Below are 16,963 nucleotides of genomic sequence, written 5' to 3' on the forward strand. Positions count from 1 at the left end.
GCGCCCCCGGCCCGCCCGGCCGGGGGCGCGGTCGTGCGGGCGGGCGGGCTCGGCCCTCAGCCGCCCATGAGCGGCGCCGGATCGGCGACGATGGCGCGCACCGCGCCGACCGCCGCGCCTCGGACGTAGGCCGTGCCCGGACCGGGCGCCCCTTGGCCGAAGGAGAACGGCGGCACCCGCACGGCGCCCGTGGCCGACGGTGGTCCTCCCTCAGCCACCCGTGAGCGACGCCGGGTCGGCGACGATGGCGCGCACCACGCCGACCGCCGCGCCGAGCAGCGGCCCGCGCCGGCCGAGCTTGGAGACGGTCAGCCGGTCCTCCGCCCACGGCCGCACCGTCACCCGGGCGGCCAGCTCGCGCCGCATCGCCGGCAGCAGCCAGGGGGCCAGCCGGGCGTAGCCGCCGCCGAGCACCACGTCGGCCGGATCCAGCAGGTTGACCGCGCCGGCGGCCGCGATGCCGAGCGCCGCGCCGGCCCCGGCCAGCGCGCTCAGCACCGGCTGGTCCCCGGCCGCGGCGCGTTCGGCCAGCAGCGTCACCCAGTCGCCCTGCGCACCGCCCAGCCCGGCCGCCCGCAGCACCGCCCCCTCGCCCGCGTACTGCTCCAGGCAGCCGCGCGCCCCGCAGGCGCAGCGCGGCCCGTCCGGCCGTACCGGGACGTGGCCGAACTCGCCCGCGTAGCCGCGGGCGCCGCGCAGCAGCCGGCCGCCGACCACGATCGCCGCACCGACCCCGGCCTCGGCGGAGACGTAGAGGAAGTCCTCCGGGCCGTGGTCGAGCCACCGCTGGGCCAGTCCGCCGAGATTGGCCTCGTTGTCCGCCTGGATCGGCAGCTCGGCCAGGCCTTCCCCGGCCGCGCGCAGCGCCGGGCGCAGCTCGGGGCCCAGCGGCACGTCCTGCCAGCCGAGGTTGGCGGCCCGCTGGAGCACCCCGCTGCCGCCGACCAGTCCCGGCACGGCCAGGGACAGCCCGGCCGGGCGCAGGCCCGACTCGGCGACGGCGGAACGCACCAGCCGGGCGAGGTCGGCCATCACGGCGGCGGGCGGGCGGGCCCGGTTGGCGACGTCCTGGCGCCGCCAGGAGCGGACCTCGCCGCGCAGGTCGACCACGCAGGCGCCCAGGTGCCGGACGCCGATCTCGGCGCCGAGGCCGCCCGGTCCGAGCGGGTTGAGGCCGAGCGCGGTGCCGGGGCGGCCGACCTTGCCGCTGGGCGCGGCGGGCCCCTCCTCGACGACCAGTCCGGCGGTGATCAGCTGCTCGGCGAGCGAGGAGACGGCCGCCCTGGTCAGTCCGGTCTCGGCGGCGACCTCGGCGCGCGAGCGCGGGCCGCGCGCGATGACGCCCAGCACCAGGGCCAGGTTCGCCCGGCGCATCCCCTGCTGGCTGGCCGGTCCGGTCCGCCCGGCGTCCGGCTCCCCGCGCATCGCGTTCATGCGCCCCACCTCGTGTCCTGGGGAACGTCCTGCGGGATCCCGGGTGCAGCGTAACCGGGCTCCGGCCCCGGGGGAGGGCCCGGTCGCGCCCGCTCGACGGAGCGGGTGAAGACCCAGCGGCGCATCGCCCAGAAGCGGAACAGCATCGCGACGAACGTCCCGACGACCATGCCGCTGACGAAGTCGGCGATCTCCTGGGTGAGCGGGCCGACGTACGGCTCGCGCAGGTCCAGGGCGTACCGGGAGAACACCAGCGGCAGGTCGTTGACGCCGATCGCCACCGCGCTGACCAGGAAGAACAGCAGGGCCTCCCGCCCGCGCCCGGCGGCGCGGAAGGCCCAGCTGCGGTTGAGCAGGTAGGAGACGACGGTGGCGAGCACCGTCGCCACCGTCAGGGCGACCACCGGCTTGTGCTCCAGGACGGTGAACTTGAGCTCGAAGTCGACCACCACGGTGAGCACGAAGCAGGCCGCGCCGACCAGCAGGAACTTCACCAGCCGGCGGTGCCGCACCAGGGCCGGGCGCAGCCGGGCCGGCACCCGGGCCAGGACGCGCTGCGTGGGGGACGGCATCTCCGCAGTGTGGCACGGGGAGATGCCGTCGGCCCCACGAGCGCCGAACCGCCCGCGGCGGCGGCTACGCGGCCGCGACCAGCACCTCGGCCGGCTCCAGGGCCAGCTCGAGCACCTCCCGCACGTCCGACACCGGGTGGACGGTGAGCCGCTCCAGCACCTCGGCCGGCACGTCGTCCAGGTCGGCCTCGTTGCGCTTGGGGATGATCACCGTGGTGACCCCGGCCCGGTCGGCGGCGAGCAGCTTCTGCTTCACCCCGCCGATCGGCAGCACCCGCCCGGTCAGCGAGACCTCGCCCGTCATCGCCAGGTCGGTGCGCACCTTGCGGCCGGAGAGCAGCGAGGCCAGCGCCGTGGTCATGGTGATGCCGGCGCTCGGCCCGTCCTTGGGGATGGCCCCGGCCGGGATGTGCAGGTGCACGCCGCGGTCGCGCAGCGAGGTGACCGGCAGTTCCAGCTCGGCGCCGCGCGAGCGCAGGTAGGAGAGCGCGATGTGCGCGGACTCCTTCATCACGTCGCCCAGCTGCCCGGTGAGGGTCAGCCCGGTGCCGCCGGTCTCGGCGTCCGCGAGCGAGGCCTCGATGTAGAGGACGTCGCCGCCGGCGCCGGTGACCGCCAGGCCGGTGGCCACTCCGGGGACGGCGGTGCGCCGCTCGGCGGGCTCCTGGGCGGACTCCGGCACGTGGTGCGGCCGGCCGATCAGGGCGCGCAGGTCCTCCGCGCCGACCGCGGCGGGCAGTTCGCGCTCGCCCAGCTCGGCCTGTGCGGCGATCTTGCGCAGCACCCGGGCGATCGAGCGCTCCAGGTTCCGTACGCCCGCCTCCCGGGTGTACTCCCCGGCGAGCTTGCGCAGCGCCTGCTCCGCCACGGTGACCTGCTCGCTGCCGAGGCCGGCCCGCTCCAGCTGGCGCGGGAGCAGGTGGTCGCGGGCGATGACGACCTTCTCGTCCTCGGTGTAGCCGTCGAGCCGGACCAGCTCCATCCGGTCGAGCAGCGGCTCGGGGATGGCCTCCAGCACGTTGGCGGTGGCGAGGAAGACGACGTCGGAGAGGTCGAGCTCGACCTCCAGGTAGTGGTCCCGGAAGGTGTGGTTCTGCGCCGGGTCCAGCACCTCCAGCAGGGCGGCGGCCGGGTCGCCCCGGTAGTCGGAGCCGACCTTGTCGATCTCGTCGAGCAGGACGACCGGGTTCATCGAGCCGGCCTCCTTGATCGCCCGCACCAGACGGCCGGGCAGCGCGCCGACGTAGGTGCGCCGGTGGCCGCGGATCTCGGCCTCGTCCCGGACGCCGCCGAGCGCGACCCGGACGAACCGGCGGCCCATGGCGCGGGCCACCGACTCGCCGAGCGAGGTCTTGCCGACGCCGGGCGGGCCGACCAGCGCCAGCACCGCGCCGCCCCGGCGGCCGCCGACCAGCCCGAGCCCCTGGTCCGCCCGGCGCTTGCGGACGGCCAGGTACTCGACGATCCGCTCCTTGACGTCCGCCAGACCGGCGTGGTCGGCGTCCAGCACGGCGCGGGCGGCGGCGATGTCGTACGCGTCCTCGGTGCGCTCGTTCCAGGGCAGCTCCAGGACGGTGTCCAACCAGGTGCGGATCCACGAGCCCTCGGGCGACTGGTCGGACGCGCGCTCCAGCTTGTCGACCTCCTTGAGGGCGGCCTCGCGGACCTTCTCGGGCAGCTCCGCGGCCTCCACCCGGGCGCGGTAGTCGCCCTCCTCGTCGGCCGGGTCGCCGTTCAGCTCGGCCAGCTCCTTGCGGACGGCCTCCAGCTGCCGGCGGAGCAGGAACTCCTTCTGCTGCTTGGCCACGCCCTCCTCGACGTCCTTGCGGATGGTGTCGTTGACCTCCTCCTCGGCGAGGTGGTCGCGCAGCAGGGTCAGCGCGTACTCCAGCCGGGCGACCTGGTCGGCCTCCAGCAGCACCTTGAGCTTCTGCTCGGCGGTGACGAAGGGCGCGTAGCCGATGTTGTCGGCGAGCTCGCCGACGCCCTCGATCTGCGCCACCCGGTCGACGATCTGCCAGGCGCCGCGCCTGCGCAGCCACTGGGTGGACAGCGCCTTGTACTCCTTGACCAGCTCGGCGGCCCGCCCGGCCACCGGCATGCCGACCGAGGACTCCCGGAACGGCGTGGTCTCCACCCAGAGGGCGGCGCCCGGGCCGGTGGTGCCGGCCCCGATCCGGACCCGGCGCACGGCGCGCACCAGGGCGGCCGGGTCCCCGTCAGCGAGGCGGCCGACCTGCTCCACCGTGGCCAGCGTGCCGACCGCCGCGTAGGAGCCGTCCACCCGCGGCACCAGCAGGACCTGCGGCTTGCCGGAGCCGTCGGCCGCGGCGCGGGCGGCCTCGACGGCGGCGCGCACCTCGGTGTCCTTCAGGTCCAGCGGAACGACCATGCCCGGGAGCACGACCTCGTCGTCGAGCGGCAGCACGGGCAGGGTGAGCGGAGTGGACGTCGATGCCATGATCTCTCCCCAGTCAGTGAAGTTGAGTCGATGGGACTAAGCCTTCACGGGCGCCGGATGTTCCCGACACTTTGTTCGCCGTGAGCGAACGAGGAGGGCGCCGGACGGGCGACGGGACGCTCCGTCAAAAGTCCGTGCGATGGCCGGCCGGAAGCACCGCCGGAGACCGCAGGGGGAGCCGGCCGAGGGCGCCGTCAAGAACGGGCCCGAGGGGTTCCCCCGAAGGCGGGACCACTCGCCCGGCGCGCGGTGGACGGGTCCGCGCCAACGCGCGGAGGACGGCCCGCGGCAACGCACGGTGGACGCTCCGCGCCGGCGCAAGGCCGGCGGTCCGGGTCAGCGCGCGGCGGACGGCCTCGCCCCGCCGGGCGCGGCGGCGGGGACGGTGGGGACGGCGGGAGCGGGGACGGACGGGGCGGGCCCGGCCGCCGACGCCGACCGGGGGCGCGGCCGGGGCGGGCGCCGCTCCGCCCCGCGCAGCCAGCGCCACAGCGCCACCCCGGCGAGCACCGCCGCCGGGTGCCCCACGGCGGTGACCACGTCCTTCTCGGCGGCGATCTGCTGGGCGATCATCAGACCCGCACCGCCCAGCGCCAGCACCCGGGCGGGCCGCGGGAGCAGCCCGGACACCGCGCCGAGGCAGGCGAGCACGCCGTAGCTGACCCCGATGTCCAGGTCGCGCATCGCCCCGGGCGCCATCCGCCCGGTCTCCACCGCGGCGATCACCACCCCCTGGGAGAGCAGCGTCGCGGTGACGTGCCCGATCGCGAACACCGCCGCCGCCCGGGCCGGCCCGACCCTGCGCTCCAGCGGCGCCAGGGTGAGGGCGAAGCCCCACAGGTAGGGCATCCACACGTCCCCGGCGATCCAGAACCCGCTCAGCGCCAGGGCGCGCAGGGGGTGCTGGAGCAGGTTGTGGCCGTCCGAACTGGACGCCTCCCGCAGCCGCTGGACGAGTTCCGGATCGGCCAGGCCCGCGAAGGTCGTGGTGGCGCCCACCACGGCGAGATATCCGAGCGTGAAGGGATTGCGCCGGGGCGTCGGGAGCCGTTCCACCAGCCACTCGAGGACACCGGTGCGCAGGCCGTGGCGGAGCATTCCGTACGGCGCCCGCGCGAGCGCGTTCCGGCCGGCTCCGTCTCGCAGTCCAGCCATGCCGCCTCCGCTCCACGCCCGCAGCCACCGGTCCTCGCCGCAGCCCAACGTACCGGCGCGCGGCCCGGTTTCCTCCGGGCGGGGCGTTGTCGTGCCCACGGTACGTCGAGGTTCTGAAAGGCACCTGGGAAAAGGCCGTGAAGACGGTTGCGGCCGCCACCGGTCCGATTACCGACTTTGGTCCAGACCTTCTGTCGATTAACGCGTCAGTAGGGCCGCTGACCGGCGACTTGGTGTCAACTCCACTGCATACGTACCGTTACGCAGAGAAAATTCGCCGGGTAAGGTATCGGCCCGTGCCCACTCGTGCAGTGGGTCCGAGGGCGACCCGGTGGTCGGCCCACGGGCCGGAAACGTCCGGTCCACCTGCCGGAAATCATCCGCTGTCCGTACGCTGCGAGGTGCGCGGGAGAAGCGGGCGGGGAACCACCCGTCCTCCACTCTCCCGGGCGCGCGACGGGACGGCGGACCCGGCACAGTCCACGACGGAACAAGACTACGAGCGGAGCCCCGCCATCCCCACAGGTGGCCGGCCCGCAGCCCTGGGGGCGGTGGCGTGACCGTGACAGAAATTCAGCAGGACAACCACAACACCGGCGGCGCGGTGAGCAGCCAGCGCAGAGTGCTGGTGGTGGAGGACGAGCCCACGATCGCGGAGTCGATCGCGGCCCGACTGGGCGCGGAGGGCTTCAAGGTCGCCGTGGCCCACGACGGCCCGGGCGCGGTCGACGGATTCCACACCTGGCAGCCGGACCTGGTGGTCCTGGACATCATGCTGCCCGGCTTCGACGGCCTGGAGGTGTGCCGCCGGATCCAGGCGCAGCGCCCGGTGCCGGTGCTGATGCTGACCGCGCGCGACGACGAGACGGACCTGCTGGTCGGCCTCGGCGTGGGCGCCGACGACTACATGACCAAACCGTTCTCCATGCGCGAGCTGGCCGCCCGGGTCAACGTGCTGCTGCGCCGCGTCGAGCGCGCCCAGCAGGCAGCCCGCACGCCCGCGCTCGGCAGCCTGCGCTTCGGCGAGCTGGAGATCGACCACGTGCAGCGCCGGGTCCGGCTGGCCTCGGGCGACGTCCACCTGACGCCGACCGAGTTCGACCTGCTCGCCTGCCTGGCCGCCCAGCCGCGCGCGGTGCTCACCCGCGAACAGCTGCTGGCCGAGGTGTGGGACTGGACCGACGCGTCCGGCACCCGCACCGTCGACAGCCACGTCAAGGCACTGCGGCGCAAGATCGGCGCCAGCTGGATCCGCACCGTCCACGGTGTCGGGTACGCACTGGAGGCCCCGCTCTCGTAACGGCGGGAGCTTCGGGCGACGGGCCACCGGGGGGCCCGTGTCCCGGGACCGCCCTGCCACCACGCGGGGATCACAAGGGACCAATGACCTTTCCACAGCAACGCAACGGGGACGCCGACGCCGCGCGCCCGCAGACGCTGGCCGTCCGCGCCGCCCGCCGGGTCTGGGCCGACATCCGCCCGCTCGACCCGGTCCGCTCGATCAAGGGCAAGCTCGCCCTGCTGGTGATCGTCTCCGTGTTCCTGGCCACCGGGATGGTGGTCGTGGCGATCCGGTCCGAGACCCAGATCCGGATCATCATGGTCTTCTCCATGATCGCCTCGCTGCTGTTCATGCAGTTCCTCGCGCACGGGCTCACCGCCCCCCTGCGCGAGATGACGGACGCCGCCCGCGCGATGGCCTCCGGCGACTACAGCCGCCGGGTCGAGGTGAACTCGCGCGACGAGATCGGCGAACTGGCGGCCGCCTTCAACGGCATGGCCGCCGACCTGCAGGCCGCCGACCGGCACCGCCGCGAGCTGGTCGCCAACGTCTCGCACGAGCTGCGCACGCCGATCGCCGCGCTGCGCGCCGTGCTGGAGAACGTGGTGGACGGCGTCGTGCAGCCCAACCCCGCGACCCTGGGGGCCGCACTGGAGCAGACCGAGCGGCTCGGCCGCCTGGTCACCCACCTGCTCGACCTCTCCAAGATCGACGACGGCGTGGTCGACCTGGACGCCCGCCCCTTCGAGGTGCGCGAGTTCCTCGACGGCGTGCTGCGCGGCGTCACCGTGGACGGCGCGACGGCCGGCGGGGCCTTCTCCCGGCGCGGCGACGTCCGACTGGCCCTGGAGGTCAGCCCGGCCGGCCTCACCGCGGTGGCGGACCCGGAGCGGCTCCACCAGGTGGTCGCCAACCTGGTCGACAACGCCTGCAAGCACTCCCCGCCCGGGGGCACGGTGACCGTGCGCGCCCGACCGGAGGGCGAGGAGGGCGGCCTGCTGCTGGAGGTCCAGGACGAGGGCCCCGGCATCCCGCCGGCCGACCGCACCCGGGTGTTCGAGCGGTTCAGCCGCAGCGGCACCGCCACCGCCTCCGGACCGGGCTCCGACGGGGGCACCGGGCTGGGCCTGGCCATCGCCCGCTGGGCGGTGGACCTGCACGGCGGGCGGATCGCCGTGGCCGAGTCCCCGAGCGGCTGCCGGATCGAGGTCCGGCTGCCCGGCCAGCGCTGAGCAGCCGAGGACATTTGTCACAGATCCGACACAGACGCATACGAAGGTCGTCGGATGGTCCAACCGGCCCAATGTCCGGTTTTGCCCTGGTTTGGGGGGCGATCGAGCGCGATCAGTTCCCCTCAGATACGGCTTTCTAACGTACTTTTTCAGCCAATCCGCAGGTCAGGACTGTGATCTGGGCGACGCCTGGGGCCCGGGGACTGCGCGATCACTGGTCAGGGGCGTAGCCTTAATCCCCGCTGTCCAAACATCCCAAAAGGAAGCGGAAGAGGGCGGTTGCCGCCGTGTCGCCACAGTCCCCTGAAACCCCCAACAGCTCGGCAAGCTCCACTGGCTTCGGTCCCAATGAGTGGCTCGTCGATGAGATCTACCAGCAGTACCTCCAGGACCCGAACTCGGTAGACCGAGCCTGGTGGGACTTTTTCGCCGACTACAAGCCCGGTACCGAGGTGACCCCAGTGACCCAGGCCGCGACCCAGGCCGGCCCCACGCCGACCCCTGCCGCTGCCCCCGCGCCCGCCGCTGCTGCTGCTCCGGCCGCACCGGCCCCGGCCGCGCCCGCCGCTCCGGCCCCGGCCGCCGCTCCGCTCGCCGCCGCGCCCGCCGCGCCCCCGGCCCCGAAGGCCGCCGCCGCCCCGGCTCCCGCCGCCGCCCCGGCCGGCCCCGAGCTGGTCCAGCTGCGCGGCCCGGCGAAGGCCGTCGCCACCAACATGGACGCCTCCCTGGAGGTGCCGACCGCGACCTCGGTCCGCGCCGTCCCGGCGAAGCTGTTGATCGACAACCGCATCGTCATCAACAACCACCTGCAGCGCGCCCGCGGCGGCAAGGTCTCCTTCACCCACCTGATCGGCTACGCCCTGGTCCAGGCCATCAAGGCCCACCCGGGAATGAACCACAGCTACAAGGTGGAGGACGGCAAGGCCTTCCTGGTCAAGCCGGAGCACGTCAACCTCGGCCTGGCCATCGACCTGGTCAAGCCCAACGGCGACCGCCAGCTCGTCGTCGCGGCCATCAAGAAGGCCGAGACCCTCGACTTCTTCGGCTTCTGGCAGGCCTACGAGGACATCGTCCGCCGGGCCCGCGCCAACAAGCTGACCATGGACGACTTCACCGGCGTCACGGTCTCGCTGACCAACCCCGGCGGCATCGGCACCGTGCACTCCGTGCCGCGCCTGATGCAGAACCAGGGCACCATCGTCGGCGTCGGCGCCATGGAGTACCCGGCCGAGTTCCAGGGCTCCGCCCCGGAGACGCTCGCCCGCCTCGGCGTCTCCAAGATCATGACGCTGACCTCGACCTACGACCACCGCGTCATCCAGGGCGCGGCGTCCGGCGAGTTCCTGCGCGAGATCCACCGCCTGCTGCTCGGCGAGAACGGCTTCTACGACGAGATCTTCGAGTCGCTGCGGATCCCGTACGAGCCGGTCCGCTGGGCCACCGACGTCGCCACCACCCACGACGACGAGGTCAACAAGACCGCCCGCGTCATGGAGCTCATCCACGCGTACCGCGTGCGCGGCCACCTGATGGCCGACACCGACCCGCTGGAGTACAAGCAGCGCAAGCACCCCGACCTCGACGTCGTCCAGCACGGCCTCACCCTGTGGGACCTGGAGCGCGAGTTCGCGGTCGGCGGCTTCGGCGGCCAGAAGATGATGAAGCTCCGCGACATCCTCGGCCTGCTGCGCAACACCTACTGCCGCACCGTCGGCATCGAGTACATGCACATCCAGGACCCGAAGCAGCGCAAGTGGCTGCAGGACCGCCTGGAGAAGCCGTACACCAAGCCGGAGCGCGAGGAGCAGCTGCGGATCCTCCGCCGCCTCAACTCCGCCGAGGCCTTCGAGACCTTCCTGCAGACCAAGTACGTCGGGCAGAAGCGCTTCTCGCTGGAGGGCGGCGAGTCGCTCATCCCGCTGCTGGACGCCACCATCGACGCCGCCGCCGAGCACCGCCTCGACGAGGCCGTCATCGGCATGGCCCACCGCGGCCGCCTGAACGTGCTGGCCAACATCGTCGGCAAGCCGTACGGCAAGATCTTCGGCGAGTTCGAGGGCAACCTCGACCCGAAGTCGATGCACGGCTCCGGCGACGTCAAGTACCACCTGGGCGCCGAGGGCACCTTCACCGGCCTGGACGGCGAGACCATCAAGGTCTCGCTCGCCGCGAACCCCTCCCACCTGGAGGCCGTGGACCCGGTCGTCGAGGGCATCGCCCGCGCCAAGCAGGACATCCTGGACCAGGGCGGCACCACCTTCCCGGTGCTGCCGATCCAGATCCACGGTGACGCGGCCTTCGCCGGCCAGGGCGTCGTCGCGGAGACCCTGAACATGTCGCAGCTGCGCGGCTACCGCACCGGCGGCACCGTGCACATCGTGGTGAACAACCAGGTCGGCTTCACCGCCGCCCCGGCGTCCTCGCGCTCCTCGATGTACTGCACCGACGTGGCCCGCATGATCGAGGCCCCGATCTTCCACGTGAACGGCGACGACCCGGAGGCCGTGGTCCGCGTCGCGCGGCTCGCCTTCGAGTTCCGCCAGGAGTTCCACAAGGACGTGGTGATCGACCTCATCTGCTACCGCCGCCGCGGTCACAACGAGGCCGACAACCCGTCGTTCACCCAGCCGCTGATGTACGACCTGATCGACAAGAAGCGCTCGGTGCGCAAGCTGTACACCGAGGGCCTGATCGGTCGCGGCGACATCACCATGGAAGAGGCGGAGCAGGCGCTCCAGGACTTCCAGGGCCAGCTGGAGAAGGTCTTCGCCGAGGTCCGCGACGCGGCCCAGGCGCCGGCCGACGCCACCACCGGCAAGCCGGTCGCCGACTTCCCGGTCTCCATCCAGACCGGCATCTCCCAGGAGATGGTCAAGCGGATCGCCGCCTCGCAGGTCAACCTGCCGGACTGGCTGACCGTCCACCCGCGCCTGCTGCCCCAGCTGCAGCGCCGCGCCGCCTCGGTCGAGGACAACACCATCGACTGGGCGATGGGCGAGACCCTCGCCATCGGCTCGCTGCTCATGGAGGGCCACCCGGTCCGCCTGGCCGGTCAGGACAGCCGCCGCGGCACCTTCGGCCAGCGGCACGCCGTCCTGATCGACCGCAAGACCGGCGAGGACTACACCCCGCTGCAGTACCTCACCGAGGACCAGGCCCGCTACACCGTCTACGACAGCCTGCTGTCGGAGTACGCGGCCATGGGCTTCGAGTACGGCTACTCGCTGACCCGCCCGAACGCGCTGGTCATGTGGGAGGCGCAGTTCGGCGACTTCGTCAACGGCGCGCAGACCATGGTCGACGAGTACATCGCCTCCGCCGAGCAGAAGTGGGGCCAGCACTCCGGCGTCACCCTGCTGCTGCCGCACGGCTACGAGGGCCAGGGCCCGGACCACTCGTCCGCCCGCCCGGAGCGCTTCCTCCAGCTGTGCGCCCAGAACAACATGACGGTCGCGATGCCGACCCTGCCGTCGAACTACTTCCACCTGCTGCGCTGGCAGGCGCACAACCCGCACCACAAGCCGCTGGTCGTCTTCACCCCGAAGTCGATGCTGCGTCTGAAGGCCGCGGCGAGTGCGACCGAGGAGTTCCTGTCCGGCTCGTTCCGCCCGGTCATCGGCGACTCCACCGTCGACCCGGCGCAGGTCCGCAAGGTGGTCATCACCGCCGGCAAGTTCTACTACGACCTGGAGGCCGCCCGCGCCGAGCGCGGCGTCACCGACACCGCGATCGTCCGGGTCGAGCGGCTCTACCCGCTGCCGGTGGCCGAGCTCCAGGAGGAGCTGGGCCGCTACGGCGACGACGTCCAGTTCGTCTGGGCGCAGGAGGAGCCGGCCAACCAGGGCGCCTGGCCGTTCATCGCGATGAACCTGGTCGACCACCTGCAGGTCGCCATCGGCCGCAGCGCCGGCGGCTCCCGCCTGCGCCGCGTCGCCCGCACCGCGGCCTCGTCCCCGGCGGTCGGCTCGGCCAAGCGGCACGCCGCCGAGCAGCAGGCGCTGATCGAGGAGGTCTTCGCGCTCTGACGCGCTGAGGCCCGGCACCGCCGACACGCCCGCGGCCCCCGCTCCCGAACCAGGGAGCGGGGGCCGCGGGCGTTCCGCCGTAGGGCCCGGCTCCGTGTCGTGCCCCGGCAAAGGTCGCAGCTCTGCAACCAAACGCCGACCGGCCTGCACGGGTTCCTGACGGATCGATAGGTTATGCCTCGCCGGACCGCCGCCCGGCGCCCGTCCACGCGCCGGCGGCCCGGTCGAACCACCTCACCGCTCATCCCAGGGGGATCACCACATGACCGCCGACACGCCGCACCCCGGCAAGCTCCCGCCGGTCTTCCAGCCGCTCCTTCCGGACGACCCCAGGGAGGTCGGCGGCTACCGGCTGTTCGCCCGCCTGGGCGCCGGCGGCATGGGGCGCGTCTACCTGTCCTACACGCCGGGCGGCCGCCCGGTGGCGCTCAAGGTGGTCCGCCCCGAGTTCGCCGAGGACGGCGAGTTCCGCCGCCGGTTCGCCCAGGAGGTCAGCAACGCCCAGCGGATCCACGGGCTGTACACCGCGCAGGTGATCGACTCCGGCGGCCTGGACTCGGACGCCCCGTGGCTGGTCACCGCGTACGTCCCCGGGCCGTCCCTCCAGCAGGTGGTGCGGGAGCACGGCGCGCTGCCGGTCCGCACCGTGCTGCTGCTGATGGGCGGCATCGCCGAGGCGCTCCAGGCGATCCACAGCGTCGAGGTGGTCCACCGCGACCTCAAGCCCGCCAACGTGCTGGTCGCCGGGGACGGCCCCCGGGTGATCGACTTCGGCATCGCCCGGGCGGCCGACGCGACCGCGCTGACCGGCACCGGCTACCGGATCGGCTCCCCCGCCTTCATGGCCCCCGAGCAGGCGCAGGGCCGGGCGGTCACCCCGGCCACCGACGTCTTCGCGCTGGGCGCCCTGGCCGCGTACGTGGCCGGCGGCACCCCGCCGTTCGGCGACGGGCCGGACACCGCGGTGCTCTACCGGGTGGTGCACGAGGAGCCGGACCTGACGGCCGTCCCGGCGGACCTGCGCGAGCTGGTCCAGCGCTGCCTGGCGAAGTCCCCCGAGGACCGCCCGAAGCCGGCCGAGATCATCCAGGCCGCCCGCAACCACCCGGAGGTCGGCGGCCAGCTCCGGTTCGGCGAGGACTGGCTGCCGCGGCAGGTCAACACCGAGATCACCCGGCGCTCCGACCTGCCCAGGACTCCCCCCACCCCGCTGCCGGCCGCCCCCGCCGTCCCGCCGGCCCCGGCCGCCCCGCCGCAGCCGCTCGGCGCGCCGACCCACCCGGCGACCGTCGCGGCCCGGCCGCCGCAGCAGCCGGCCACGCCCCCGCCCGGCTTCGCCCCGCCGCCGCTCGGCGCGTACGGCGCTCCGCAGCCGCCCACCGAGACGCCGACCGCCCCGGTGCTGCCGACCCCGCCGACCGTCCCGCTCCGGGCGGAGGCGCCGTCCTTCGACACCCCGCCGCCCGGCCCGGTGGTCACCGCCGCCGTCCCGGCACCCGAGCCGGAGCCGCGGCGCCGGGGCGGGGTGTCCTGGAAGGTGCTGCTGACCGTCGCCCTGGTGATGGCGGTCGGCGGCACCGCGGGCGGCGTGGTGCTGGTGAAGAAGCTGGACGACGGCAAGAAGACCGGGAGCAGCAGCGGCACCTCCGCCCAGCAGGGCACCGGCACCCCCAACCCGGTGCCCGTCCAGGGCGGCGGCGCCCTGCCCAGCGCGAGCGCCACCGTCTCGGGCCTCCCGGTGACGGCCGCCCCCTCGAAGTCCGGCCCGGCCACCGTGTCCGCCCCGGCGCGGCCGGTCGGCTACACCCTGCTGCTGGACAAGAAGTCGCTGTCGATCCCGGCCGCCGAGTACTCCTCGGACGCCTACCGGATCGACCTGAACGCGGGCACGGTGGTGCCGCGCAGCGGCTCCAGCGACCTCAAGTGGGGCCTCGGCGTCACCAACACCGGCAGCGGCAGCAAGGCCAACTCCTTCGAGAGCGTCGGGGACGAGAAGTCGGACTTCGCCGTGATCACCGAGGCGACGGTCACGGCCGAGCAGTGCGCCGCCGCGATCGACTCCCGACCGGACACCGACCTGACGTACAACCGGGTCGCGCCCGGCCGCCTGCTCTGCGTCCGCGACCGGGACAGCCGGAACATCGCGATCGCCGCGATCACCACCGCGGACCCGACCACGGGGGCCGCCTCGATGACCATCAGCACCTGGCGGGCCGGCTGACCGGCGGGTCTATCCTGACCGGGTCCATCCCCATCCGACCGGAGCGAACCGTGTACTTCACCGACCGAGGCATCGAGGAGCTGGAGAGCCGGCGCGGCGACGAGGAGGTCACCTTCGAGTGGCTGGCCGAGCGCCTGCGCGAATTCGTCGACCTCAACCCGGACTTCGAGATCCCGGTCGAGCGGCTGGCCACCTGGCTGGCCCGGCTCGACGACGAGGACGACGAGTGACCCGGTGACCGCCGGACGAGGGGCCCGGGAGGCAACCGCCTCCCGGGCCCTTCGTATGCCCTGCCCGGGCGCGGGCGGCCCGGCCCGGAGCCCGCTCCGGCCCGGCTCGGGGCCGCGCTCGGGGCCGGCTCGGCCGCGCTCGGGGCCGGCTCGGGGGTGTGTTCGGGACGGGTCAGGGGCGGGTCAGGGACGGGTTCAGGGTCGGAACCGCTTGCTTTTCCCGGCACGCGATATATCGTCTTTCAGAGAGAACGCGATACATCGCGATCGCTGAACGGGAGGCGGCAGAGATGAGCCAGTGGACGATCGAGGGGCCCGGCCGGACCACCGTGGCCGAGGAGGTGCGCGCGCTGCACGTGCGCGTCATCGACGGCTCGGTGAACGTGGTCGCGGCGGAGGGCCAGGCCCGTCTGGAGGTCACCGACCTCACGGGCGAGCCGCTGCACGTGACCGTGGTGGACGGCGTCCTGACGGTCACCTACAAGGACATCAACAGCTGGGGCGAGTTCGGCGACCGGATCAAGTCGATCGGCTCGGTCCGCAACTTCTTCGACTCCTTCAAGCGCAAGCGCTCCGTCGCGCTGACCGTGACCGTCCCGGCCGGCACCGACGTCAAGGTCGGCACCGTCTCGGCCGACGCCACCGTCACCGGCGTCGACGGCCACGTCTCGGTGCAGAGTGCCAGCGGCGACACCACCCTGGCCGGGCTGACCGGCCGGATCGACGCCAGCACCGTCACCGGTGACGTGGACGCCCAGGCGGTGGGCGGCCGGCTCAAGGTCAACACCGTCTCCGGGCAGCTCACCGTCGTCGCCGGCACCGCCGACAAGGTGCAGGCCAACACCGTCACCGGGGCCGTCACCCTGGACCTCGACGTGGCCGGTGAGACCGACGTCAAGGTCAACACCGTCAGCGGCGCGGTCGTGGTGCGCATCCCCTCGCTGGCCGACGCCACCGTCGAGGCCGGCTCCACCAGCGGCGACGTGTCCAGCACCTTCGACGAGCTCACGATGAGCAGCACCTGGGGTGCCAAGAAGATCTCCGGGCAGCTCGGCGAGGGCCGCGGCAGCCTCAACGTCACCACCGTCTCCGGCGCCGTCACCGTGCTGCGCCGCCCCGACCGCGAGGACGACGAGCCGGCGGTGGCCAAGGAGCTCCCGGCCTCCCCCGGCTCCGACCGGCCCGCCGGGCCCGACCTCACCAAGGAGGCCTGAGATGACCCCCGTGTTCGGCCACGGCCGGCTCCGGCTGTACCTGCTGAAGCTGCTGGACGAGGCCCCGCGCCACGGCTACGAGGTGATCCGCCTGCTGGAGGAGCGCTTCCAGGGCCTGTACGCCCCCTCGGCCGGTACGGTCTACCCGCGCCTGGCCAAGCTGGAGCAGGAGGGGCTGGTCAGCCACAGCACCGAGGGCGGCCGCAAGGTCTACCGGCTGACGGACGCCGGGCGCGCGGAACTCGAGGCCCGCCACGGTGAGTTGGACGAGCTGGAGCTGGAGATCCACGACTCCGTGGCGCAGCTGGCCGGGGCGATCCGGGAGGACGTCCGGGACAGCGCCAAGGACCTGCGCGAGGAGCTGTGGCAGGCCGCCAAGCAGGCCCCCCGGCCCAGGCGCGGCGAGGGCACCGGCGACCCGTGGGCCGGCCCCTGGGGAGACAACGAGTCCTGGCAGCGCGCCAAGGAGGAGTTCGCCGAGTTCAAGCGGCACGCCAAGGAGCAGGCCAAGCGCGCCCGGGAGCAGGAGAAGGCCGCCAAGGCCAAGGCGAGGGCGGCCGAGGAGGAGGCCCGCCGGCTGCGCGAGCAGGCCAGGGCCTCCCGCACCGCGGCCCAGCAGGAGGCGCTGCGGATCAAGCGCCGGGTCGAGCAGCAGGTGCGCGAGCACGCCGCCAAGGGCGACTGGCCGACCGGCCTGGCCGAGGGCCTGGCCGAGCTGACCAAGGGCCTGGCCGGGCTGGCCGACGCCGCGCGCTGGGGCCACCAGAGCACGGAGGAGCCGGACGAGCAGGTCAGGGTGACCCGGATCGACCTCGACAAGGACGCGCCCACCGCGCCCACCGGGTCCACCGCGCCGACCGCCCCCGCCGACCTGCCGCCGTGGACGCGCACCGACCCGGCGGGCGACCCGGCCCGGGAGCTGGAGCGGCTGCTCGACCGCTTCCGCGACCAGGTCCGCGACGCGGCCCGGGACGGCGGGGTGAGCGCCGAGGGGCTGGCCGAGGCCCGCACGGTGCTCGGCACGGCCGGCGAGCGGCTGAAGCGGCTGCTCGGCTGAGCCGGCGGCCGCCTCGCGCCGCCGGCCCGACAGGCACCACCTGCCCCGCCCGGTCGGCCCGGTGCCCCCGCTTCGGGGGC

At 73.8% G+C, this 16,963-nt stretch carries 11 protein-coding genes; 7 read left to right on the forward strand and 4 right to left on the reverse strand.

Annotation, left to right across the window (positions count from 1 at the left end; genetic code table 11):
• Positions 1-210 precede the first annotated feature (210 nt).
• The 4 genes from ABT247_RS22290 to ABT247_RS22305 all read right to left on the reverse strand — a co-directional run bounded on the left by ABT247_RS22290 (position 211) and on the right by ABT247_RS22305 (position 5,622).
• Entirely contained in the window at positions 211-1,434 is a 1,224-nt protein-coding gene (locus ABT247_RS22290; RefSeq protein WP_350744786.1) for an ROK family transcriptional regulator, read from the reverse strand.
• Positions 1,431-2,006, reverse strand: coding sequence for a GtrA family protein (locus tag ABT247_RS22295; protein ID WP_350744788.1), 576 nt, complete (start codon positions 2,004-2,006; stop codon positions 1,431-1,433). Before ABT247_RS22295 ends, ABT247_RS22290 begins: the two co-directional genes overlap by 4 nt.
• Before the next feature lie 64 nt (positions 2,007-2,070).
• The gene (gene lon / locus ABT247_RS22300; protein WP_350744790.1) at positions 2,071-4,467 is read right to left on the reverse strand and encodes an endopeptidase La; all 2,397 of its coding nucleotides are present in this window, start codon (positions 4,465-4,467) and stop codon (positions 2,071-2,073) included.
• A gap of 336 nt (positions 4,468-4,803) precedes the next feature.
• Positions 4,804-5,622, reverse strand: coding sequence for a rhomboid-like protein (locus tag ABT247_RS22305; protein WP_350744792.1), 819 nt, complete (start codon positions 5,620-5,622; stop codon positions 4,804-4,806).
• Positions 5,623-6,184: 562 nt separating this feature from the next.
• Between ABT247_RS22305 and ABT247_RS22310 the strand changes: the two genes are divergently transcribed.
• From ABT247_RS22310 to ABT247_RS22340, 7 genes are all read left to right on the forward strand, one after another.
• Positions 6,185-6,922 carry a response regulator transcription factor gene (locus tag ABT247_RS22310; RefSeq protein WP_196949490.1) on the forward strand — a complete coding sequence of 246 codons (738 nt, stop codon included), beginning with the start codon at positions 6,185-6,187 and terminating at the stop codon, positions 6,920-6,922.
• Positions 6,923-7,005: 83 nt separating this feature from the next.
• Complete coding sequence (locus tag ABT247_RS22315; RefSeq protein ID WP_350744795.1) at positions 7,006-8,136, forward strand: sensor histidine kinase; 1,131 nt, start codon at positions 7,006-7,008, stop codon at positions 8,134-8,136.
• Positions 8,137-8,423: 287 nt separating this feature from the next.
• The gene (locus ABT247_RS22320; RefSeq protein WP_350744797.1) at positions 8,424-12,161 is read left to right on the forward strand and encodes a multifunctional oxoglutarate decarboxylase/oxoglutarate dehydrogenase thiamine pyrophosphate-binding subunit/dihydrolipoyllysine-residue succinyltransferase subunit; all 3,738 of its coding nucleotides are present in this window, start codon (positions 8,424-8,426) and stop codon (positions 12,159-12,161) included.
• Between the two features lie 262 nt (positions 12,162-12,423).
• On the forward strand, positions 12,424-14,382 hold the full coding sequence (locus ABT247_RS22325; RefSeq protein WP_350744799.1) for a serine/threonine-protein kinase: 1,959 nt from the start codon (positions 12,424-12,426) through the stop codon (positions 14,380-14,382).
• Between the two features lie 50 nt (positions 14,383-14,432).
• Positions 14,433-14,612, forward strand: a complete 180-nt coding sequence (locus tag ABT247_RS22330; RefSeq protein WP_030235677.1) for a DUF6104 family protein — start codon at positions 14,433-14,435, stop codon at positions 14,610-14,612.
• A gap of 290 nt (positions 14,613-14,902) precedes the next feature.
• The gene (locus ABT247_RS22335) at positions 14,903-15,826 is read left to right on the forward strand and encodes a DUF4097 family beta strand repeat-containing protein (protein ID WP_350744801.1); all 924 of its coding nucleotides are present in this window, start codon (positions 14,903-14,905) and stop codon (positions 15,824-15,826) included.
• Position 15,827: 1 nt separating this feature from the next.
• The gene (locus tag ABT247_RS22340) at positions 15,828-16,883 is read left to right on the forward strand and encodes a PadR family transcriptional regulator (protein ID WP_350744802.1); all 1,056 of its coding nucleotides are present in this window, start codon (positions 15,828-15,830) and stop codon (positions 16,881-16,883) included.
• Positions 16,884-16,963 lie beyond the last annotated feature (80 nt).

Origin of the sequence: Kitasatospora sp. NPDC001539 (assembly GCF_040298565.1) — a bacterium.
Taxonomy (GTDB): domain Bacteria; phylum Actinomycetota; class Actinomycetes; order Streptomycetales; family Streptomycetaceae; genus Kitasatospora.

Coding starts and splice junctions, on each gene's coding strand:
- lon (WP_350744790.1), bottom strand. CDS start 4,467: ATGGCATCGACGTCCACTCCGCTCACCCTGCCCGTGCTGCCGCTCGAC.
- ABT247_RS22315 (WP_350744795.1), top strand. CDS start 7,006: ATGACCTTTCCACAGCAACGCAACGGGGACGCCGACGCCGCGCGCCCG.
- ABT247_RS22295 (WP_350744788.1), bottom strand. CDS start 2,006: ATGCCGTCCCCCACGCAGCGCGTCCTGGCCCGGGTGCCGGCCCGGCTG.
- ABT247_RS22290 (WP_350744786.1), bottom strand. CDS start 1,434: ATGAACGCGATGCGCGGGGAGCCGGACGCCGGGCGGACCGGACCGGCC.
- ABT247_RS22340 (WP_350744802.1), top strand. CDS start 15,828: ATGACCCCCGTGTTCGGCCACGGCCGGCTCCGGCTGTACCTGCTGAAG.
- ABT247_RS22325 (WP_350744799.1), top strand. CDS start 12,424: ATGACCGCCGACACGCCGCACCCCGGCAAGCTCCCGCCGGTCTTCCAG.
- ABT247_RS22335 (WP_350744801.1), top strand. CDS start 14,903: ATGAGCCAGTGGACGATCGAGGGGCCCGGCCGGACCACCGTGGCCGAG.
- ABT247_RS22305 (WP_350744792.1), bottom strand. CDS start 5,622: ATGGCTGGACTGCGAGACGGAGCCGGCCGGAACGCGCTCGCGCGGGCG.